17 protein-coding genes are annotated in these 19,767 nt (G+C 71.4%); 10 read left to right on the top strand and 7 right to left on the bottom strand.

Annotated elements, in window-relative coordinates; all coding sequences use genetic code 11:
• Positions 1–85 precede the first annotated feature (85 nt).
• A complete protein-coding gene (locus ACIHFB_RS18580; protein ID WP_400127355.1) occupies positions 86–5,332 on the top strand; it encodes a caspase family protein in 5,247 nt (1,748 codons plus the stop codon).
• Positions 5,329–6,222: a hypothetical protein gene (locus ACIHFB_RS18575; RefSeq protein WP_365274447.1), complete on the top strand. Its 894-nt coding sequence runs from the start codon at positions 5,329–5,331 to the stop codon at positions 6,220–6,222. The genes ACIHFB_RS18580 and ACIHFB_RS18575 overlap by 4 nt, the downstream gene beginning before the upstream one ends.
• A gap of 158 nt (positions 6,223–6,380) precedes the next feature.
• Here ACIHFB_RS18575 and ACIHFB_RS18570 read toward each other — a convergent pair whose 3' ends face one another.
• Positions 6,381–6,596, bottom strand: a complete 216-nt coding sequence (locus ACIHFB_RS18570) for a hypothetical protein (protein ID WP_400127354.1) — start codon at positions 6,594–6,596, stop codon at positions 6,381–6,383.
• 111 nt (positions 6,597–6,707) lie between these two features.
• On the opposite strand from ACIHFB_RS18570, the gene ACIHFB_RS18565 reads away from it, so the two are divergent.
• The 3 genes from ACIHFB_RS18565 to ACIHFB_RS18555 all read left to right on the top strand — a co-directional run bounded on the left by ACIHFB_RS18565 (position 6,708) and on the right by ACIHFB_RS18555 (position 8,489).
• Positions 6,708–7,079: a VOC family protein gene (locus ACIHFB_RS18565; protein ID WP_365274441.1), complete on the top strand. Its 372-nt coding sequence runs from the start codon at positions 6,708–6,710 to the stop codon at positions 7,077–7,079.
• A gap of 57 nt (positions 7,080–7,136) precedes the next feature.
• Positions 7,137–7,886, top strand: a complete 750-nt coding sequence (locus tag ACIHFB_RS18560) for an isocitrate lyase/phosphoenolpyruvate mutase family protein (RefSeq protein WP_365274438.1) — start codon at positions 7,137–7,139, stop codon at positions 7,884–7,886.
• Positions 7,887–8,063: 177 nt separating this feature from the next.
• A complete protein-coding gene (locus ACIHFB_RS18555; RefSeq protein WP_400127353.1) occupies positions 8,064–8,489 on the top strand; it encodes an NUDIX hydrolase in 426 nt (141 codons plus the stop codon).
• Here ACIHFB_RS18555 and ACIHFB_RS18550 read toward each other — a convergent pair.
• From ACIHFB_RS18550 to ACIHFB_RS18530, 5 genes are all read right to left on the bottom strand, one after another.
• Entirely contained in the window at positions 8,476–9,201 is a 726-nt protein-coding gene (locus ACIHFB_RS18550) for a hypothetical protein (protein ID WP_400127352.1), read from the bottom strand. The two genes, ACIHFB_RS18555 and ACIHFB_RS18550, sit on opposite strands and share 14 nt — an antisense overlap.
• A 36-nt stretch (positions 9,202–9,237) precedes the next feature.
• Complete coding sequence (locus tag ACIHFB_RS18545; RefSeq protein WP_400127351.1) at positions 9,238–10,617, bottom strand: hypothetical protein; 1,380 nt, start codon at positions 10,615–10,617, stop codon at positions 9,238–9,240.
• 51 nt (positions 10,618–10,668) lie between these two features.
• Positions 10,669–11,484: an alpha/beta fold hydrolase gene (locus ACIHFB_RS18540; RefSeq protein WP_400127350.1), complete on the bottom strand. Its 816-nt coding sequence runs from the start codon at positions 11,482–11,484 to the stop codon at positions 10,669–10,671.
• Positions 11,477–12,076 carry a TetR/AcrR family transcriptional regulator gene (locus ACIHFB_RS18535; RefSeq protein WP_400127349.1) on the bottom strand — a complete coding sequence of 200 codons (600 nt, stop codon included), beginning with the start codon at positions 12,074–12,076 and terminating at the stop codon, positions 11,477–11,479. Before ACIHFB_RS18535 ends, ACIHFB_RS18540 begins: the two co-directional genes overlap by 8 nt.
• Before the next feature lie 153 nt (positions 12,077–12,229).
• Entirely contained in the window at positions 12,230–13,546 is a 1,317-nt protein-coding gene (locus ACIHFB_RS18530; protein ID WP_400127348.1) for a jacalin-like lectin, read from the bottom strand.
• 260 nt (positions 13,547–13,806) lie between these two features.
• Here ACIHFB_RS18530 and ACIHFB_RS18525 point away from each other — a divergent pair, with 260 nt between their 5' ends.
• Positions 13,807–15,519, top strand: a complete 1,713-nt coding sequence (locus tag ACIHFB_RS18525; RefSeq protein ID WP_400127347.1) for a PHP domain-containing protein — start codon at positions 13,807–13,809, stop codon at positions 15,517–15,519.
• Complete coding sequence (locus ACIHFB_RS18520; protein ID WP_400127346.1) at positions 15,516–16,028, top strand: hypothetical protein; 513 nt, start codon at positions 15,516–15,518, stop codon at positions 16,026–16,028. Before ACIHFB_RS18525 ends, ACIHFB_RS18520 begins: the two co-directional genes overlap by 4 nt.
• Before the next feature lie 7 nt (positions 16,029–16,035).
• Here ACIHFB_RS18520 and ACIHFB_RS18515 read toward each other — a convergent pair whose 3' ends face one another.
• Positions 16,036–16,872, bottom strand: a complete 837-nt coding sequence (locus ACIHFB_RS18515; RefSeq protein WP_365274415.1) for a helix-turn-helix transcriptional regulator — start codon at positions 16,870–16,872, stop codon at positions 16,036–16,038.
• 115 nt (positions 16,873–16,987) lie between these two features.
• Here ACIHFB_RS18515 and ACIHFB_RS18510 point away from each other — a divergent pair, with 115 nt between their 5' ends.
• From ACIHFB_RS18510 to ACIHFB_RS18500, 3 genes are read left to right on the top strand one after another with little or no spacing between them, the layout of a single operon-like run.
• A complete protein-coding gene (locus tag ACIHFB_RS18510) occupies positions 16,988–17,758 on the top strand; it encodes a hypothetical protein (RefSeq protein WP_400127345.1) in 771 nt (256 codons plus the stop codon).
• Between the two features lie 47 nt (positions 17,759–17,805).
• Positions 17,806–18,399: a helix-turn-helix domain-containing protein gene (locus ACIHFB_RS18505; protein ID WP_365274410.1), complete on the top strand. Its 594-nt coding sequence runs from the start codon at positions 17,806–17,808 to the stop codon at positions 18,397–18,399.
• Positions 18,396–19,697 (top strand): MFS transporter, encoded by a 1,302-nt coding sequence (locus tag ACIHFB_RS18500; RefSeq protein WP_365274407.1) that lies wholly within the window; start codon positions 18,396–18,398, stop codon positions 19,695–19,697. Before ACIHFB_RS18505 ends, ACIHFB_RS18500 begins: the two co-directional genes overlap by 4 nt.
• Positions 19,698–19,767: the final 70 nt, after the last annotated feature.

Below are 19,767 nucleotides of genomic sequence, written 5' to 3'. Positions count from 1 at the left end.
CAAGGCCGTTGGGCATTTTCCAAGGGTGGTCCCGGAGAGTGACCGTCCCGCTACAGTGGAGCGGAGTGCTGCGGGGGGACGAGCGATGGTGCTGCGGGTCGGTCGGCGGTTCTTTCTCGCGCTGGGCGTGGGCCGCTACTGCCACCTCCCGGCGCACGAACAACTGGGGCAGGTCCCCACGGACGTGCGTGACATGCGCGACTTGTTCGTCGGTCTCGGCTACCGGCCCGTCCTGGCCGGCCTGGGGGAGTACGACACCGCCGAGCAGATCCGACAGAAACTGCGCCACTGGTCCACCGACGCCGCCCTCACCGCCGACGACGTTGTCGTCCTCTACTTCGCCGGACACGGCCTGGTCCAGGACCGGGACCGGCACTACCTGCTGTGCTGGGACTCGCGTCCCGACGAGGACGCCGCCACCACGGCCCTGGCCACCGAGGACCTCGTCCGCATCCTGTGCCGGGGAGAGCTGCGCCATCTGCTGCTCGTCCTGGACACCTGCGCCGGCGGGGCGGGCGGCGCGGAGGCCGCCGCGCTCGCGCTGCAGTCGATCACTTACCGGCACGCCGGCGCCGGCGCCGCCACCGGGCTGTGGTTCCTGGCCTCCGCTCGCCGCAAGGACGTCGCCGAGGAAGGGCGGTTCGTCACCGCGCTGCGTTCCGCAGTGGACGTCACCACCGGACGGACCGGGCAACGGCAGCAGTACCTCGACCTCTCCGAACTGGTGAAGGCCGTCAACGAACGCTTTGAGACGGAAGGCCTCGGCCAGCGCGCCGAACTCGCCAGTGGACTGGTGACGGGTCTGGCCCCGTTCCTGCCCAACTCCGGTTACCGGGAGGCCCTTCCGCCCCTCGGCACCGACTTGGAGATCCAGCGTCGAGTGGCCGGGCAGGACCTCGCCGAGCACTTCGGGCCGCGCTCACGCGGGGTGGAGTTCGAGTCCGAGCACGGCCTGTACTTCAGCGGGCGGATCCGTGTCCTGGCCGAACTCACCGAGTGGCTGATCGCCGAAGAGGGCGACGGCCGGGGGCGGGTCGTCACCGGCCGGCCGGGTTGTGGCAAGTCCGCGGTCCTGGGCCGGGTGGTCGCCCTGTCCGATCCCGGTTACCGCCCACGCTTCGACCTCGACGTGCTCGACCCCGCGACGGTCGTCCCCGAAAAGTGCGTGACCGCCGCCGTGCACGCCCGCCACAAGCGGCTGGACGAGATCGTCGAGCGCATCGCGGGCAACCTCGGCGTTGACGTCGACGGTTCGGCCGCCCTCATGCAGGAACTCACCCGGCGCGGCCGCAAGGGTCCACCGGTCGTCATCGTCGTCGACGCGGTGGACGAGGCCGGCTCCGACACGGCCGCGGACGCGGGCGGCCACGGCGAGCCCCGCCGGATCACCCGCGAACTGCTGCGGCCGATGTCGGAGATTCCGGGCGTACGGCTCCTCGTGGGCACCCGCCGCGAACTGGTCACCCCGCTCGGCCCCACCTTCCACTGCATCGACCTGGACCTGCCCGGTTACCGGGCGGAGCGGGACGACGTCGCCGGATACGTCACCAAGATGCTCCTCGCCACGGAGGAGCCGGAGGTCCACAGCCCCTACCGGGACCGGCCCGAACTTGCCCGGGCGGTCGCCGCGGGCGTCGCCGACCGGGCCGCCGGGGTGTACCTCTACGCCCGCACCACCGCCCGCACCCTGCGCTCGGACCGGGCCGCCGTCGACATCCGGCGCCCCGGCTGGGCCGACGACCTGCCCAGCGAGATCGGCGAAGCCTTCGACGACTACCTCGCCCGCTTCGGCCCCGACGAGCCCCGGGTCCGCCGTATGCTCCTCGCCCTCGCCTTCTCCGAGGGTACCGGCCTGCCGCGCGGCCGTATCTGGACGACGCTCAGCAGCGTGCTGTCGGGGGTCGAGTGCACGGAGGCGGACGTGTCCTGGGCCCTCGACGTGGCCGAGGCGTACGTGGCGGAGGTGGTCGACGACGACCGGCGCTCGGTGTACCGGCTCTACCACAAGGCCTTGGCGGAGCATCTACGCAGAACGGCCGGGCGGGCCACGGCCGAGATCCAACGGGCCGTCGTCGACGCCCTCGTCTCGGTCGTCCCGGCCGTCGCCGACGGCAGACGCGACTGGCTCGCCGCGGCGCCCTACGTCCGTCAGCACCTGGCCACGCACGCCGCGGCCGCCGGTCGGCTCGCCGGGCTCATCGAGGACCCCGGGTTCCTGCTCGCCAGCGAACCCCTGGGGCTGCTGCGGGCGTTGGCGTCGGTCGACGGGGATGCCTCGCGACGCATCCGAACCGCCTATGAGCAGGTGGCGCACCGTCTGACCCCCGACCGCGCGCTCGGCACCCGCGCGGCGGACCTACAGCTGTCCGCTCGGCGCTGCGAGGCCGACCGCCTTGCGGACCGCATCGAACGACTGGGCGTGGTCCTGCCCTGGACCGCGCGCTGGGCGTGGTGGTCGGCCAGCGGCGCCCACCGGCTGCTCAGCGGCCACACCAGGAGCGTCGCCTGCGTCTGCGTGGGCCACCTCGACGAGCTCCCTGTCACCGTGACCGGCAGCACGGACGGCACGGTCCGGGTCTGGGACCTCACCACTCAGCGGCAGATCGGCGAACCGCTGGCGATGGGGGTCGCCGTGAGCGCGGTGGCCATCGGTGAACTCGGCGACTACACGGTGGCCCTGGCCGGCGGCGTGGACGGCACGGTCCGGGTCTGGGACCTCTCGGCCGGCCAGCCGTACGGTCCGCCGTTGACCGGACACACCAACGTGATCCGAGTCATCCGCGTCTGCACCCTCGCCGGCCGGACGGTGGTGCTGACGGGCGGCGGGGACGGAACGGCGCGCATGTGGGACCTGGCCGAACGCAGGCAGCTCGGATCGCCCCTGTCCGGCCACCGGCGCACTGTGTGGGACGCGGTCCTGGCGAACGTGGACGGCCGCCCCCTGGCCGTCACCGGCGGGGAGGACAAGGCCGTACGGATCTGGGACCTCCGCGACGTCCCGGACGGCGGCGACGCACGGATCGACGGCAGCCCGCTGATCGGGCCCGCGGACGGAGTCAGGGCCCTGTGCACGGGAGAAGTGGACGGCCGTACCGTCCTGCTGGTCGGGGACATGACCGGCACGCTGGGCCAGTGGGACCTCGCCGAGCGTCGACAGATCGGCGAACCGGTCGTCGCGCACCGCTACTACGAGCGCAGTGGGGTGCTGTCGGCCGCGATGGGGCGTTTCGGCGGCCGTACCGTGGCGCTGACCTGCGGTCGCGAGGAATCGCGGCTGTGGGACCTGCCCAGCTTGCGCCAGCTTGTGCCACCGCTGCGCGGTCACATGGACGACATCTGCGCGGCGGTCCTGACCAGCCGCGGGGACACGTCCCTTGCGGTCACCGTCAGTTCGGACCGTACGGCGCGCGTCTGGGACCTGTCCGCCGATCAGCCGAACGAGGGGCACAGCGGACAGGTGGACACCGTCGCGGTCCAGCAGGTCCGGGGCCGTCCTCTGGCGCTCACCGGCGGGGCCGACGGCACGGCCCGGTTGTGGGACCTGCGGACCCGTGAGCAGATCGGCCGCCCGATGGAGGGGCATCAAGGACGTGTGCTCGCCGTGGCCCTGGGCACCGTGTGCGGTCGGCCGGTCGCCGTCACGGGAGGCGAGGACACCCAGGTCAGATGTTGGGACCCGGTCACCGGCCGGGCTTCGGGGCCCGCGCTGGCGGGGCACACCAACGTGGTGCGATGTGTCGCGCTCGGCATGCTGGACGGGGCCGCCGTCCTGGTGAGCGGCAGCGAGGACGGAACGGTCCGGATCTGGCAGCACGCCACCGGCAGGCCCCTGTCACCACCCCTGGACACCCACATAGGCGGTGTCGAGTACCTGGCCGTCCGCAGCGTCGGTCGCGCTCTCCAGATCGCCGTCGCGACCGCCCTCAACCACGCGTACGTCTGGCACGTAGACCCTCAGGGGACGGGCACCTTGGAGGCCCACCTCGACCTGGAGGAAGTCTCGCTGCACGCCCGTGCCCTGGGGGTGGCATTCCTCGGGGACCGCCCCGTGGTCCTGTCCAGACGCGAGGGAAACGCCGTGCACGTGCACGACATCGCGACGCGCGTGTCTGCCGGCGGACCGCTGGTCGGACACACCAACGGGGTACTGCGCGCCACGCTCGCCCGTATCGGTGGCCGGACCCTGGTCGCCTCCCTCGCCTACGACGACTCCGTACGGGTGTGGGATCTGGACGCGGCCACGGCGCTGGACCCACCGCTGGAGGGCATGACAAGACTGACCGACGTGACACGTCCCTGCCCGTCACCCGCGCTCGGCACCGTCGACGGGGCACCCGTCGTGGTGACCGCCTTCACCCGTGAGGTGCGGGTCTGGGACATCGCCACCATGAGCCCGCTCGGGGAGCCGTTGTGCGGTGTGGACCGCAGTCTGGTCTCCGCGGACGTCGTCGAGGCCCCCGACGGCGGGGCGATGGTCGTGACCGGAAGCCAGCACGGAGGCGTCCGCTTCCACGCCCTTGACACCGGAGCACAGGTCGCCCCCCACATCACCTCCGGTAACTTCCAGCTGTTCCATACCTCCAGTGCCCGTCTGAACGGCGAGACGGTGATCGTGATGAGCAGTTGGTCGGAAGCGGACTCCTGGACCTTGGTGCCGCGCCGACGCCTCGACAAACGGTTCGGCACGTCCTGGAGGACCTCCCTGCACGCCGTCGACGGCACGGCGTTCGTCGTCTCCGTCGCCGGCGACTTCACCCTGCACGCCTGGAACCCGCACACGCAGGCTCCCGTCTGCCCTCCGATGCCCGGCCACACCGCCCAGGTCACGGACCTGCGGGCCGTTCATACGGGGGAGAGGAACCTCCTGGCCAGCGCCTCCCTGGACGGCACGGTGCGGCTGTGGGACCTGCGCACCGGTGAACCGGTCGGCGAGCCGCTGACGGGACACGAGCGGGGCGCGTTCAGCGTGGACTTCGTGCAGGAAGGCGAGCTCCTCGTGGTGGGATGCGGCGACGGCCGGCTGGTCTTCCGGGACTTAGCCACCCGGGCCGCCGCGGGGCCCGAACTGGAGCCGTTCCCTTCCCGGGCCCGGGCGCTCAAGGCGGCGAACATCCAGGGCGTTCCGTTGCTCATCGCCGGCGACGACTTCGGTCTGGTCCGCGTCTGGGACAGCCGGCACCCGGGCTGGACCGCCGAACTCGACGTGGGTGGCGGCATCAACGCCGTGGCCGCGGCACTCTCCGGGCATGTCTGCCTGGCGACGGACATGGGCGTGGTGGTCCTCGGCCTCAACGTCGACTCCGACCCGGAGCCCCGGAGGGTGGCCCGGTGACCCGCCTCGTCCTCCTGCACGGTATAGCCCAGCAGCACAAGGGCCCGCACACCCTCCTCGCCGACTGGTACCCCGCCCTCGCCGACGGTCTCACCCTCGCCGGCGCGGCGCTCGAACGGCGGGACGTGGCCATGGCGTTCTACGGCGATCTGTTCCGACCCGCCGGTCACCGTGGCCCAGGTGAGCCCGACTTGGATGCCTCCGACGTCGAGGAGGGCCTCGAACAGGACCTGTTGCTGGCCTGGTGGCAAGCAGCGGCCCGGGCCGAGAGCGAGGTGCCCGGGCCGGACACGGCGGCCCGAGGCCGTGCCCCCTACCTGATGCAGCGTGCCCTGGACGCCCTGAGCCACTCCGCGTTCTTCGCCGGCCTCGCCGACCGGCTGTTGATCTCCGACGCCCGACAGGTCCGTCGCTACTTCACCGAACCCGAGCTGCGCGCGGCGATCCAGGCACGCTTTCTCGCCGCGCTCACCGACCGGACCGAAGTGGTCGTGGCCCACTCGCTGGGCACGATCGTCGCCTACGAGACCCTGTGCGCCCGCCCGGAGGTGCCGGAACTGACGCTGATCACCCTCGGATCGCCGCTCGCCGTACGTGGACTCGTCGCCGACCGGCTGGTCCCGGCGCCCCAGGACGGCCGGGGCCGTTGGCCGGCCCCCGTAAAACGCTGGACCAACGTCCTGGACCGGGGCGACATCGTGGCCCTGGCCAAGGAGTTGGCACCGGTGTTCGGCGACCGCGTCACCGACGTCCTCGTACACAACGGAGCGCAGGCTCACGATGTCCGGCCGTATCTCACCGCACGCGAGACAGGGCAGGCGATCGCCTCGGCCCTGCGCACACCGTCCACGGACCGACGCGGAACGGGTGGCGGCGGGGAGTACCCGTGACGGAGCTCTCGAGCTGCTGGATTCCTGGGCGGACGGACTCTCGCTCGACCCGGCAACCCCGGCGGAGCTGCGCCCGCTGCTGCACCAGCCGAGCATCGCCCCCGAGCAGTGGTCCCGTGTGATCCTCGGTGAGCGGGACGAGCGTCACCGTTGGATCCTCACCATGGTGGCCGCGGACCGGCGGCCGCGCTGCATCCCCACCTGCCGGTGGGGATCCTGACCAGGCCGCTGAGGAACCACGGCAGCGCGGAGAGCACCGCCCGGAGCCCGGTGCTGCCCGTCGAGGTCGGGGAAGCGCCCGTCAACGCGCCGGCGTACGACGGCTTGACCGGAACGTACGCCCACGTCAGCGTCCCGTCCTTCTGGACTGCCACGTCACCGGTGATGCGCGTGCCAACGACCTTGTCGGTGCTCTGAACTTGGGGTTGCCGCGACTCGTCCGTAATTGCGTTGCCCGGAACCGTTGTCTGCCCAAGAATCCCCGCATGACTTCAGCGATTCGCCATACGACCGTCGACTGTGCCGACCCCTACGCGCTCGCTGTCTTTTGGTCGGAGGTCCTGGGCCTGTCCGTGCACGAGGACGACAAGCCCGGCGACGAGGAGGTGCTGATCGAGGGTGCGGGCCTGCTCTTCGTCGCCGTGCCGGACGCCAAGAGCGGCAAGAACCGCGTGCACCTCGACCTTCAGCCGCAGGACCGCACGCGTGACAAGGAGGTCGAGCGGGTCATGGCCCTCGGGGCCACGATGTTCGACGACCGCCGTAAACCGGACGGCACCGGCTGGGCGGTACTCGCCGATCCCGAAGGCAACGAGTTCTGTGTGGAGCGGAGCGCGGGGGAGCTGGCGGGCCGCTGATACGGCACCGGCACAGTTCGGCGGGCACCGAAGCAACCCGCTCGTACGGTGACCGGCATGACCTTCGCCGACCTCCATCACGCCGACGAACCCCTGCTCCTGCCCAACGCCTGGGACCATGCCTCGGCGGCGGCCCTCGCCGCCCAGGGTTTCCCCGCGGTCGCCACGACGAGTCTCGGTGTGGCCGCATCCGTGGGGGTACCAGACGGCGCTTCGGTGACCCGGGAACACACACTCCAACTCGCTCTCACGCTCGGCTCGGAGGCGTTCTTGCTCTCCGTCGACGCCGAGGGCGGCTTCAGTGAGGACCCCGACGAGGTGGGGGAGTACGCGCGCGAACTGGCGGTCGTCGGAGCCGTCGGCATCAATCTGGAGGACGGTCTCGGGCCCGTCGGCCGGCACGCCGCGAAGATCGCCGCGGTGAAGTCGGCGGCGCCCGGTCTCTTCGTCAACGCCCGCACCGACGCGTACTGGCTGGGAGACGGCGAGGACACGCTGAGTCGCCTCGACGCCTACCAACAGGCGGGCGCGGACGGCGTGTTCGTCCCCGGACTGACCGATCCGCGGGAGATCGCCCGACTGGTGAAGCACCTCGACGTCCCCCTCAACATCCTCTACTCACCCGTCGGACCGACCGTCCCCCAACTCGCCGACCTCGGCGTACGGCGCATCAGCCTCGGCTCGCTGCTGTACCGGCGGGCGCTGGGCGCGGCCCTGGAAACGGTTACCGACATCCGGGCCGGCCGCACACCGCGGGGCGCGCTCCCGTCGGTCGCGGAGGTGCAGGCATTAGCCCGCACACCGTGAGACCGAAGGCGCAGTCCGGCACCGTGAGACTGAGGGCGCAGTCCGGCACCGTGAGACAGACGGCACACACCCGCGTGAGACCGACGGCACAGACCGAAAACGGCCCGACTGGTACCGTAGAAGCTTTCCTGGGTATCAGAACCTTTGTACTCATCTCCGGCGAGGGACCGAGGAACCATGGACATGGACATCCCCGGCAACAGGCGACTGGCGGCTGCTGTCGTGATGAACGACGAGCAGCAGGTCCTGTTGGTGCGCCGCAGTGAGAAGGAGCGGTTCCTGCCCCGGGTGTGGGGCGTCCCGTGCGGGAAGCTGGAGCCGGGGGAGAGCCCCGAGGACGGCGCGCTGCGTGAGCTGAAGGAAGAGACCGGGCTGCTCGGGGAGGTCGTCCGCAAGGTCGGCGAGTCGTCCTTCGTCAGTGACTACCGGGGCCAGGAGACCAAGAACTGGCAGGACAACTTCCTCATCAGGCCGTTGTCCGGGCAGGTCACCCTCCCGGAGCCCGACCAGGACCACATCTGGCTCCGGCCGTCCCAGCTGACCCAGGTCGACATCGACGACTACAACCTCGACGTCGTACGCCAGGCCCTCATGAACTCCTGAGCAGTTCCGCCAGACCGCCCAGCGCACCCAGATAGTCCGCCGTGCTCAGCGGCACCTTCTGCACCGCCCCCGGATGCGGTCCCGCCGCCGTGAACACATCGGTGCTGCGCCGCCGTTCGCTCCCTGTCTCCAGGAACAGTGTCACGGTCGGCTGATCCGTGTCGCACCAGGCGCGATGCAGGGTGTGCGGTGGCAGGGCGTACGAGCTGCCCGCCGCGTACTGCCCCACATGCGTCAGCCGCAGCCGGGCCGGACCCGTCGGCGCCAGCCGCCAGTCCGCCGACTGCTCCGCCAGGGACTCCTCGTACCGGTCCGCCGCGATTCCGCCGTCGCCTCCCACCTCGTACAGCTCCATGGCCAGCCGCCCCCGGACGATGTAGGAGGCCAGCGGGGAACGGTGGTTGTGGATGTCCTCCTTGCCGATCCCGTCGGCGCCCGGGTGCCACAGGTGGGCGCGGAGCATGTGCCGGCGGCCGCCGTCGATCAGCAGGAGCTTGTCGAAACCGAGTACGTGGCGGTACGACAGCCGGGCACATCCCTCCGGATCGCCCTCCCCGCAGGCGAGTTCGGCGATCAGCTCCAACAGGCGCTCGGACGAGCCCAGTTCGGCGACGGCGGAGCGGGCGGCGATGACGAGTTCACGCTCGGACAGCTCACCGTCCATCGCCGAGGCCAGCAGCCACCGAGCCGCCAGAACCTGCCGACCGCCCATGCGTCATCCCCCAACTTCCGCCCGGTGCAGGCAGGTTCAGTGGTCCGGCTGATCCGGCTGATACATCCATACGGCATGGGCCCGCAGCGCGCAAAGGCCTTGATACGTCATCCAGATCGGCCGGCGCAGCTCGGTGCCGTCACCGAGCTCCCAGGTCCAGATGCCGTCGGTCTGACCGGCCCACACCGCGGCGACGGCGCCGTCCAGCCGTTCCCGCCACCGAGCCTGAAGCCCTTCGGCGCGGGCGATCCGCGACGCGGTCGGGGACATCAGGGCGCGCACCACCCAGGCCGCCGTGAAGTGCCGTACGTTCAGCACTTCGTGGCGCGCGGGGTCGTCCGAGCGCGGGCGCCGCACCTCCTCGCGGAAGTTGGCCAGGTCGGCGCAGCTGTCGTGCGGCCCGTCCGGACAGGCCAGCAGCCAGCGGACGCCGTCCTCCCGGGTGGCGCGGGCGGCAGCGTTGTCGCCGAGGATGCGGGCGGCCCGGTCGAGGGCGACCACCGCCTGGGCGGTGTGCAGCGCGGACGCCCGGCCGTTCTCCAGGTCCAGCCGGTAGTCCCAGCAGCGCAGATGCTCGCGGCCCGGGTCGCTGAGCGCGCCGTCGACGATCGCCTCGCGCAGCCTGGGCAGCAGGGCGGAGTCGGGCGCGGCGCGCAGCAGCCCGCGCAGCACGGTCGTCACGACATGGGTCGACTGCCGTCCGGCGCTGTCGAGTTCATGGCTGAACCCGTCCGTGCACCGGGCCACCTCGTCCGCGAGCCTGGCCCGGGACGCCCCCGCCCTGGCCAGCGCGCCCAGTACCAGCGCGGTGACCTCCGGGCGCGGCTCGGACCCCTGCGAACGCGCCGACCAGCCGCCGTCCGGGAGCCGCAGCCGCCACAGGGTGTCCACCAGGTCCCCGGTGGACAGCCGTCCGTCCGGCACACCGAGGTCCAGCATGATGTGCAGGCCGTACGCCGTGCCGACCGCGGTGGGGCGGGCGGAGCTGCTCTCGCCCAGGGCGTGCGACCAGCCGATGAGCGGCCCGCGGTCCGGGTCGTCGTCGACGGTGAGCTGCTCGGAGAGGGTGTCGTACGCGTCGGCGAAGACCTGGGGGAGCGGGCCGGGCGCGGTGGTCGGTGTGCCCGGCGCGGCCACGGCGCCGGTCCGGGCCCGCACCAGTGCCGCCGCCAGCCAGGCGGCCAGGCCCGTGCCGAGGCCGCTCACCCCGGCGATCAGATATTTGGCGGGCTCGCCGTCGAGGGAGTCGGGCAGCACCTCGAACAGGAACTGGAACACCGCGTACCCGGCGGCCAGGGCGCCGAACCCGCCGAGCCAGCCCACGAACCGGGTGGGTTGCCCACCGGCGGCGCCGTCCGGAGCCGGGGGCGCCGGACTGTGCCTGGGCGGTCTGCGGCCCAACTGCTGTTGTGACAAGGCGCGCTCCCTCCCCCCTGGGCGGCACGTGGCATCCGCGAAGCTTCCAGTCTAAGTGGTCAGCGTGGCGCCTGGGGTGTCGACCGGAACCAGCGTCTCCGCGATCCGCTCCGCGAAAGCGACGGGCTCCTCCATGGCACCGATATGCCCGCCGGGGAACTCGACGAACGGACTCCCGGTGCGCTCGGCGACGAAGGAGGCGGTGCGGTGCAGGAGTTGACCGCGCGAACCGGTGCCCGCGGCGAGGGTGAGCCGGGCGGAGAGGGAGGCGAGCGTCCCGAGGTCGGGGGTGTACGAGGTGAACTGGCGCAGGACATGGATGACGGAGAGGGCCATGGGGTTGGCCAACTCCTCCTCGCGCGTGAGGTGTTGAACGGACGGGACCTCCGTGGGCTCGCTCGACGTCAGCTCGGCGGTCATCAGGGCGGCCGCCGCCGCGAGCCCCTGCGCGCGATAACGGTCGTACACCTCCCGGAACATGGCCTGGTGCCGTGCCCCGTCGGACAGCACACCCACGCTCGGCGGTTCGTGCGCGATGACGTGCCGCAGCCGTTCGGGATGCCGGGCGAGCAGGTCGAGGACGACGATGCCGCCGGCGCTGGTGCCGAAGACGTAGGCGGACTCTCCGTCGGGGAGTACGGCGTCGAGCACCCGGCTCGCCCCGTCGCTCCACTCCTCGACCCGCTGGTCGGCGACGGGTTCGCCGAGGCGGCCGTGGGCGAGGCCGAGAGGGTCGTAGGTGACGACGGTGAACTGCTCGGCGAGCCGGGCGGTCAGGGGGGCGAGGCCCATCGGGTGCCCGGCGCCACCGGGGACGATGAGCAGGACGGGGCCGCTGCCGGCCAGGTCGTAGTACAGGTCAGTCACGCTTCTCCTCCTTGTGGGGCCCGTGCTTGCGGGGCCAGTGCTCCAACGCTCCGTGCAGTGCCGCCACCGCTGTGTGCCAGGACTCCTCCACATCGCGGGGCGCACCGAAGCCGCCGTTGGCCTCCAGCGCGCAGTAGCCGTGGAACGTACTGCGCAACAGGCGTACGGCGTCCGTGAGATCGGGCTCTTCGAGGCCGTACGCGCGGAGCATGCCGTAGGTGATCTCGGCCGTGCGCCTGAGGACCGGGGAGTCGGCGACGAGGGCCTGGTCGATACGGATCTGTGTGGCGGCGTACCGCCCCGGGTGCTCCAGGGCGTAGGCGCGATACGCCCCGGCGAACGCCGCCAGCGCGTCCTTCCCGGCCCGTCCGGCGACGGCGGCACCGATCCGGTCGATCATCTCGGCGCCCGCGAAGAAGGCGAGGCGTGTGCGCAGGTCCTGGAGGTTCTTTACGTGCGAGTAGAGGCTTGCGTCCTTGACGCCGAAATGGCGGGCCAGCGCGGACACCGTGATGCTCTCGAAGCCGACCTCGTCTGCGAGTTCGGCGGCGGCGGCCACGACTCGGTCGGTGGTGAGGCCGGCTCGGGGCATTGGGGTTCCTCGGTCCACTGGGTTTCCTAGAGTCTCTAGGAAATACCCTAGCGCACCAAGTCGAAAGGGCGGTGAAACGCTTGCGGAAACGCCGAGGTGGCGGTCGCCGCAGCGAACCGCCACCTCATACCGCTTACCTCGTGCCGCCGCGCGTCAGCCGATCGGCGCGTACAGCACGCCCAGCTTGTCGATCTCGTCGCCCGCGCGTCCCGTGAAGCCGACGATCTGCCGGCCGGACGGAGCCGTGAAGGTCTTCGTGTCGGACGTCGCCGTGCCGGAGGCCAGGGTGCGGCCCTTGTCCGTGGTGAAGGTGGCCGAGAAGATCCGGGTCCGGCCGTCCTTCTGACCCTGCGTCAGCTTCACCGAGGTGAGGTGCTCACCGGAAGCGAGGGTCAGGGAGGTCGCCGTACCGCCCGTGCCGCCGTGGCTCAGTGTCGTGCCGCCGTCATGGGTCAGGGAGACCGCGTCCAGACGGGAGCCGCCGCGCAGCGTCAGCGTGCGGGGCGAGGGTGTGGCCGGCAGGTCGTCCGCGTCGTTGAAGGCCGTGCCGTGCGGGCCGCCGAAGAAGTCGCTCGCCTTGAGGGAGGAGCTGACGGTGTAGGAGAAGTCGACCGTGTGCGGGAAGTGGTCGGAGAGGTGCTCGCCGTCGGAGCGGAGGAACGACTTCCACTCGTTGTTGTAGCGGGTGGCGTCGAGGGAGACGAGGTTGCTGCCGCGGTAGAGGACCTTGTCGACGACCTCGCAGTCGTTCGTGGGGGCGGCCGAGTCGCAGACCAGGGCGTCGCTGCCTTGCGCGGGCGGTGTACCGCCCTTGACCAGGTCGACCCACGCGTCCTTGAGACCGTTCTCGGAAACAAGCGTGCGGATGTTGTCGCCCGCGCGCGTGTAGCGCGTGTTCGTGTCGCCCATGACGATCACCGCGTTGCCCGCGGAGTTCGCCTGGATGAAGTCCGACAGCTGCTCGACGTTGGCGCGGCGGGCCGCGAGCGCGTCGTCGGTGTCGTCGGCGTTCGTGTGGACGTTGTACAGGTCCATGAAAACGCCTTCGGCGAGCCGGACCCGGGCCAGCGAGAAGCCCTTCGGGGTGAGGCAGTTCGTGCCGGTGCAGGCGTTCCACCTCACCCGCTCGAAGTCCTCGAAGGCGTAGTCCGAGAGGGTGTTCATGCCGTCGCCGATGGCCGCGCCGCCGCTGGTCGCCGTGCGGTACGGATGGGCGTCGTTGGCGTACAGCGAGGCGTGGTAGTTGAAGTCCTCCTGGACGTTCACGATGTCGTACGGCCCGAGGCGCTGCCCGATCAGCGGGGTGTTGGTCTCCGGGTCGCTGTCGCCGAGGCCGAGGGGGAGGCCCGCGACGTTGTACGTGAGGACGTTGAAGGAGCCGGTGGCGGCTGCCGCGGGGGTCGAGCCGGTGGTGGCAAGGCCGGTGACGGCCAGCGCCGCGGCCGCGAGGGTGCCCAGCAGTCTTCTCATGGTGGGGGTTTCTCCGGTCGGAGGATATGGAGGAAGGTTGCGAAAAGAAGTTGAACAGTGCTCAGATTCACTGCCAACGAGTGTGGCGGTAAAGGCCGGTTGGGAGAACAGTGAGAATCGGGCTTACCCGCCGTGTCCATAAAACCCGGTGATCACCCCGCGGTCGTTCAATGTTCATGTTTCGCCTCGATTCTCCTCAGGCGGCGCGTTCGCGCCGCAGAAGGCAGCCGCAGCAGCCGGCGGCATCCGGGAGGCGCACCATGGGTCACGGACATCACCACAGACACGGTCATGGGCACGATCACGGCCATGACCACGACCACCAGCCGGAGTCGGCGCTTCCCGCCGCCTTCGACAGCTCCGTGCCCGACGAGGCTCTCTCCCCCGAGCAGGCGTCGCGTCGCACCATGCTGCGCCGTGCGGGCCTGCTCGGTGCGGGCCTGGCGGCCTCCAGTGTGCTGACCGGCACGACCGGTGCCGCCCCCGCGGCCGCCGCGCCCGCCGCCGGCGGCCGTAAGAACGGTTTCCTCTGGCTGTCCGGCGACCACCACATCCACACGCAGTACAGCAGCGACGGCAAGTACCGCGTCGTCGACCAGGTCCGCCAGGGCGCCAAGCACGGCATGGACTGGCTGGTCATCACCGACCACGGCAGCACCACGCACGCCAAGATCGGTGTGGAGAAGGTCAACCCGGACATCAAGCAGGCCCGTTCCGCCTACGAGGACACGCTTGTCTTCCAGGGTCTGGAGTGGAACATCCCGTCCGCCGAGCACGGCACCGTGTTCGTGCACCCCGGGCAGAACGAGGTCTCCGTCCTCAAGCAGTTCGAAACCGATTACGACGGCAGCGTCAAGAACGCCTCGGGCAGCTCGGCCGCCAACGAGGCCCTCGCGGTCGCCGGCCTCGCCTTCCTCTCCGACCAGGTGAAGCGGCGCAAGGTCAAGGACGCGCTGATGCTCGCCAACCACCCGGCGCGGCGCGGTGTCGACTCCCCGCACGAGATACGCGCCTGGCGCGACGCCACCCCCGCGAGCCACCAGATCGCCGTCGGCTTCGAGGGCGCACCCGGCCACCAGGCCGCCGGTATCCCGGCGCCGCTCGGCATGGGCCGGGCCCGCGGCATCTACGACAACAACCCCAGCGCCGACTCCTTCGCCGGCTACCCGCTGGAGAGCTACCGCACCTGGGGCGGCTTCGACTGGATGACCGCCACGGTCGGCGGCCTGTGGGACAGCCTGATCGCCGAGGGCAAGCCCTGGTGGATCACCGCCAACTCCGACTCCCACCAGGTCTACGCCGACACCGCCGCGCGCGGCGGCGGCAACTTCGACGCCAACGGCCGCTACGACGACCCGGTCTACGCCGGCAAGATCGACATCGCGCAGGGCGACTACTGGCCGGGCTACTACAGCCGTACCCACGTCGGCGCGGACGGCTTCTCCTACGCCGCCGTCATGGACGGCATCCGCGCGGGCCGCATCTGGGTCGACCACGGCCAGCTCCTCAGCGGCCTCGACGTCCGCGTCGCCGGCGGCTACCGCTGGGCCACGCTGGGCGGCGCCCTGCATGTGCGCAAGGGCACCCGCGTGACCCTGACGGTGGACGTGGCCCTCGCCGGCGGCCCCAACTGGGCCGGTTTCGAACCGAAGCTGGCCCGCGTGGACGTCATCCAGGGCGATGTCACGGGCGAGGTCAAGGACAAGGACACCTTCACCGCGCCGACCGCCAAGGTGGTCAAGTCGTTCGAGGTGAACAAGTCCACCGGCACGGTCCGGCTCAGCTACGACCTCGGCAAGGTCGACCGCCCGGTCTACGTCCGGCTGCGCGGCACGGACGGCAACCGCAACGCCGTCGGCCCGAACGGCGCGGCCGTCGACCCCAACGGCCCCGCCCTCGACGTCGTCGGCGACGCGGACCCGTGGGCCGACCTGTGGTTCTACTCCAACCCGGTGTGGGTCCTGCCCTCGTGACCGAGTTCGTCCTCACGGTGGACGCGGGCATCACGGACCTGCGCGCCTCCGACCACCTGCTGCAGACGCTTGCGGCCGAACTCGCCCTCCCCGAGGGTGAGTTCGGTTGCACGCATCTGGTGCGGGGCGACCGGCCACGCGTCGTCCTGTCCCTCACCCTGCCGTCGCAGTCGCTCCTTCGCACCGCCCAGGAGCGGCTTTCGGAGCAGGGGTACGAGGTGACGGGCGGCGCGCCCGACGCGGTCGGCCGTGCGGTGGTGTACCCGGGGGTCTCGTCGCTCACCGGCACGCTGACGGTCGCCCAGGTGCTGGCGCGCTCAGCGATCGACAGGGTGACCGTGCTGGGGGCCGCGGGGCAACCGGCCCCGGATGCCCGTCTGGTGACGCAGGATCACGTACGGCCGCAGTGGACCGACGGTGAACTGGTCCTCACCGCCATGCCCGCGGTCGGCGGTGTCCTCGTTCCCTTCGAGGTGCCGGATCCGACCCCGTGCTGCGCGGACCACTGAACCGTTTTCATTCATTGAACCGTTTCCATTCCTTCGCCATGACCCGCAGGGCCTGGGCTTCCGGAGTGTCCGGGGCGGCTGTGTAGACGAGGAGGCTCAGGTCCGGGTCCTGGGGAAAGTGGGTGATCTCGTAGGCGAGGGTCAGCGGGCCGGCCTCCGGATGGTTCACGCGCTTGAACCCGGAGGACTTGGTGTGCACGGCATGCCGCTCCCAGTGATGCCGGAACTCCGTTGAGTTCTCGGTCAGTTCGGCGATGAGCCGGTGCAGCGCCCGGTCCCGCGGATACCGGCCCGCCGCGATCCGCAGCTGGCCCACGACCTCCCGGGCGATGAAATCGCGGTCCGGGTAACGGCTCCCGATCACGGCGTCGAGCAGATGCAGACGCGCCATGTTGCGTGCGCCGGGCGACAGCGCCGCCAAGTCGGTGATGAGCGCACAGGCCGCGCGGTTCCAGGCGAGGATGTCCAATCGGTGGTCCACGGCCAGGGCCGGGGCGGAGATCCAGTCGAGCAGCTGCCGGACGCCCGGGCGCGCGGTGCGGCCGTCGGGGGCCCCGGAGGCGCCGTCCGGCCGGGCGAGCCGCACCAGATGGGCGCGCTCGTCGTCGTCCATCCGAAGCGCGTCGGCGACCGCGCCGAGGACGGTGTCGGAGACCCCGCGATTACGGCCCTGCTCCAGCCGTACGTAGTAGTCGACGCTGACCCCCGCCAGATACGCGACCTCCTCCCGCCGCAGCCCCGGCACCCGGCGCGGCCCCGACCCCGAGGCGAAGCCGGCGTCCTCGGGGCTGAGGCGTGCCCGTCGGGACCGCAGGAACTCTCCCAACTCCTGTGCAGGATCCATGACGTCATAGTGCCGTGTGGGTGGGTCTGCGCGTCCCTGGGTCCGACAGCGCCTGGGAGCGGCGAGGCCGCCGGGTGAGCATGGGGCGAACGGACGGACGTGAGAGGAGCGCGGAGTGCGCACACGGTACTTCAGCAGCGGCCTGGCCGCGGCGTTGGTGGCGGCGGCGGGACTGGCCTGGGGAGCGGAGGACGGGGGCGGTCCGCCGGACCCCGCGCCCGGCGGACCGCAACGGCCGTACGAACCGGATGTGTCCGGCCCGCGCAACATCGACTCCTTGACGGTCGGGGTCGACGGGGACGGGGGAGCGGGCGTCCGGGTGGCGTTCGACCGGACCAGCCGCGCCGAGCCGGCCGGTCCACCGGCCGCGCCCCGCAGGTTCGTCTTCCTCTTCGACGAGTCGCTGGACTTCCACCCGCGTGACTTCCCGGTGTGCGCACGGGCCGTCATCGAGACGAACGGACCGGCGGCCTGCCCCGACGGCTCGCAGGTCGGCCGGGGCACCAGCCACCTCCACCCCGAGGGCACCGCCGACGTGTACGCCTTCAACGCGCGCCATGCGAACGGGCTGCGCGGCGCGCTCGTCGTGATCCCCGCGAGCAACACGATCCTCGAACTGACCTGGGAGAAGGTCACCCGGCCCTACCGCGAGCGCGGTTACCGCTGGGCCCTGGACGAGATCGTCCCACCGAGCCCGCTGCCCCCGGAGCAGCGCGTGGGCACCCGACGCTTCGAACTCACCTGGGGGGCCACCCACGGCACTGCGTCCTTCGCGACCGTACGAAAGGACGACGGCAAGTTCCGCTTCGGGCTGTGGAGCGAGTTCGTGACCGGGCAGGTCGTGCTGCCGGAGGCGCTCAACGTCTCCCGCCGACAGGGGACGTGAGATGTGAGACTTGACTCTCACAGTTTCTGAGAGAACACTCTCACACCATGGAACCCGGTAACCGTTTCGGCGACATGGAGATCAGCGACCCGAAGGCCATGCGGGCGCTGGCGCATCCCGTACGCCTCGCGATCCTCGAACGACTTCAGCGGTACGGGCCGGCCACGGCCACCCAGCTTTCCCCGCACGTCGGTGCCACCCCGTCCGTGACCAGTTGGCATCTGCGTCATCTGGCGGGCTTCGGCCTGGTCGGTGACGCCGAGGGCGGCACGGACCGGCGGGAGCGGCGGTGGGAGGCGATGGCCCGCGGCTTCCGGTTCGAGCGGCCGGAGGACGAGGACGGCGCCGCGGCCGCACGGGCGTTGTCCTGGGAGATGTTCGCCCAGGCCGCGGCCGTGCCCGAGCGGTGGGCCACGGATACCGAGCCCGGCCTGGAACCGTCCTGGCGGCGACTCGCGGGGCTGGCGAACACCCGTGTCGTGGTGTCGGCCGAGGAACTCGCCGCGATCCACGACGCGATCGAGGCCGTACTCGAGCCGTATGTGACGCGGGACGCGGCGGAGCAGCCGGGGAGTCGCGGCGTGCGGTTGCTGCGGTACGTGCTGCCGGAGGCGGACGACGAGTCCGGTGCCTCCGCGTGACGCGCCGCGGCCTCGTCCCCGCGTCCTCCCTCTGGCGTGACCGGCGCTTCGTGCGGTACTGGACGGGCAGTGCCGTGTCCCAGTTCGGCGACCGGATCTCGGAGTTGGCGCTGCCGTTGATCGCCGTCGGGGTGCTGGACGCCTCGGCCGGGCAGGTGGCGTGGCTGACCGCGCTCGTGTGGACGCCGAACCTTCTCGCGGTGGTCCTGGGGGCGTGGGTCGACCGCCGGCGGCGCAAACGCCGGCTGATGGTGGCCGCCGATCTGATCCGCGCGGGCGTGCTGCTGACCGTGCCCGTCGCCTGGCTGACGGGCGGTCTGACGCTCGCGCAGCTGTATGCGGTGGCGCTGCTCACCGGTTTCGCGGGGGTGCTCTTCAACTGTGCGTGGCCGCCGTTCTTCGCCCATCTGGTGCCGCGTTCGTCGTACGTCGACGCCCACAGCAAGCTCAGCGCGGCCCGTTCGGCCTCCTTCGTCGCCGGTCCCGCCGTCGGGGGCGGTCTCGTGCAGGCGCTGAGCGCACCGGTCGCCGTCGTCGCCGACGCCCTGTCCTTCCTGGCCTCCGCGGTACTGCTCGCGCCGGTCGCGGTCGACGAGCCCGCCCCGTCGGCCGAACGGGAGAAACCCTCGCTGTGGCGAGAGGCCCGGGAGGGGCTGGCGTTCGTCGTCCGCCACCCGGTGCTGCGGGCGAGCCTCGGCTGTGTGACGACGCTGAACTTCTTCACGTTCATATCGAGCACCGGCCTGGTGGTGCTGTTCGCCGACCGGGTCCTCGAACTCTCCCCAGGGGCCATCGGGTTGACGCTGGGCATCGGAGCGACCGGCTCCCTGCTCGGCGCTCTGATCGCGCCCCGGCTGTCCCGGCGCATCGGAGTGGGGCGCGGTATCGCCGTCGGGGCCGTGCTGTTCCCGGCCCCCTTCGCCGTGGCCGCGCTCGCCGACGGCCCCGCGTGGGCGCGTGCCGGGATCCTGGGCGGGGCGCACTTCCTCGCCGGCTTCGGGGTGATGCTGTTCGACATCAACCACAACTCCCTTCAGGCCGCGGTGATCCCGGACGACCTGCGCAGCCGCGTGGCCGGCGCCTACGGCACCGTCAACTACGGAGTACGTCCCCTCGGTGCCGTCGTCGGAGGGGTGCTCGCCGAGACCGTCGGGCTCAGGGCGACCCTCGTCACGGCGGCCGTCGGCGGGACCCTGTCGCTGCTGTGGCTGCTGCCCTCACCGATACCGGGGATCCGCTCGCTGGAGCAGGTGGCTGCGGTGCGGCCCCCTGCGCTCGTGCGTCCGCCGCGGTCGTAAGGTTGCCGGACCGGTTACCAGGTGCCGGAACCGGTTACCAGGTGCTGAACCGGTTACCAGGGGGAGGGCG

It is taken from the genome of Streptomyces sp. NPDC051963 (assembly GCF_044593495.1).
Taxonomy (GTDB): Bacteria; Actinomycetota; Actinomycetes; order Streptomycetales; family Streptomycetaceae; genus Streptomyces.
The sequence above is the reverse complement of the archived record's forward strand: the minus strand, read 5'-3'. Positions and strand labels throughout refer to the sequence as shown.

What these genes read in the sequence shown, in the direction of transcription:
- ACIHFB_RS18580 (WP_400127355.1), top strand. Translation starts at nt 86, where the DNA reads ATGGTGCTGCGGGTCGGTCGGCGGTTCTTTCTCGCGCTGGGCGTGGGC.
- ACIHFB_RS18565 (WP_365274441.1), top strand. Translation starts at nt 6,708, where the DNA reads ATGACTTCAGCGATTCGCCATACGACCGTCGACTGTGCCGACCCCTAC.
- ACIHFB_RS18560 (WP_365274438.1), top strand. Translation starts at nt 7,137, where the DNA reads ATGACCTTCGCCGACCTCCATCACGCCGACGAACCCCTGCTCCTGCCC.
- ACIHFB_RS18555 (WP_400127353.1), top strand. Translation starts at nt 8,064, where the DNA reads ATGGACATGGACATCCCCGGCAACAGGCGACTGGCGGCTGCTGTCGTG.
- ACIHFB_RS18550 (WP_400127352.1), bottom strand. Translation starts at nt 9,201, where the DNA reads ATGGGCGGTCGGCAGGTTCTGGCGGCTCGGTGGCTGCTGGCCTCGGCG.
- ACIHFB_RS18535 (WP_400127349.1), bottom strand. Translation starts at nt 12,076, where the DNA reads ATGCCCCGAGCCGGCCTCACCACCGACCGAGTCGTGGCCGCCGCCGCC.
- ACIHFB_RS18530 (WP_400127348.1), bottom strand. Translation starts at nt 13,546, where the DNA reads ATGAGAAGACTGCTGGGCACCCTCGCGGCCGCGGCGCTGGCCGTCACC.
- ACIHFB_RS18525 (WP_400127347.1), top strand. Translation starts at nt 13,807, where the DNA reads ATGGGTCACGGACATCACCACAGACACGGTCATGGGCACGATCACGGC.
- ACIHFB_RS18515 (WP_365274415.1), bottom strand. Translation starts at nt 16,872, where the DNA reads ATGGATCCTGCACAGGAGTTGGGAGAGTTCCTGCGGTCCCGACGGGCA.
- ACIHFB_RS18505 (WP_365274410.1), top strand. Translation starts at nt 17,806, where the DNA reads ATGGAACCCGGTAACCGTTTCGGCGACATGGAGATCAGCGACCCGAAG.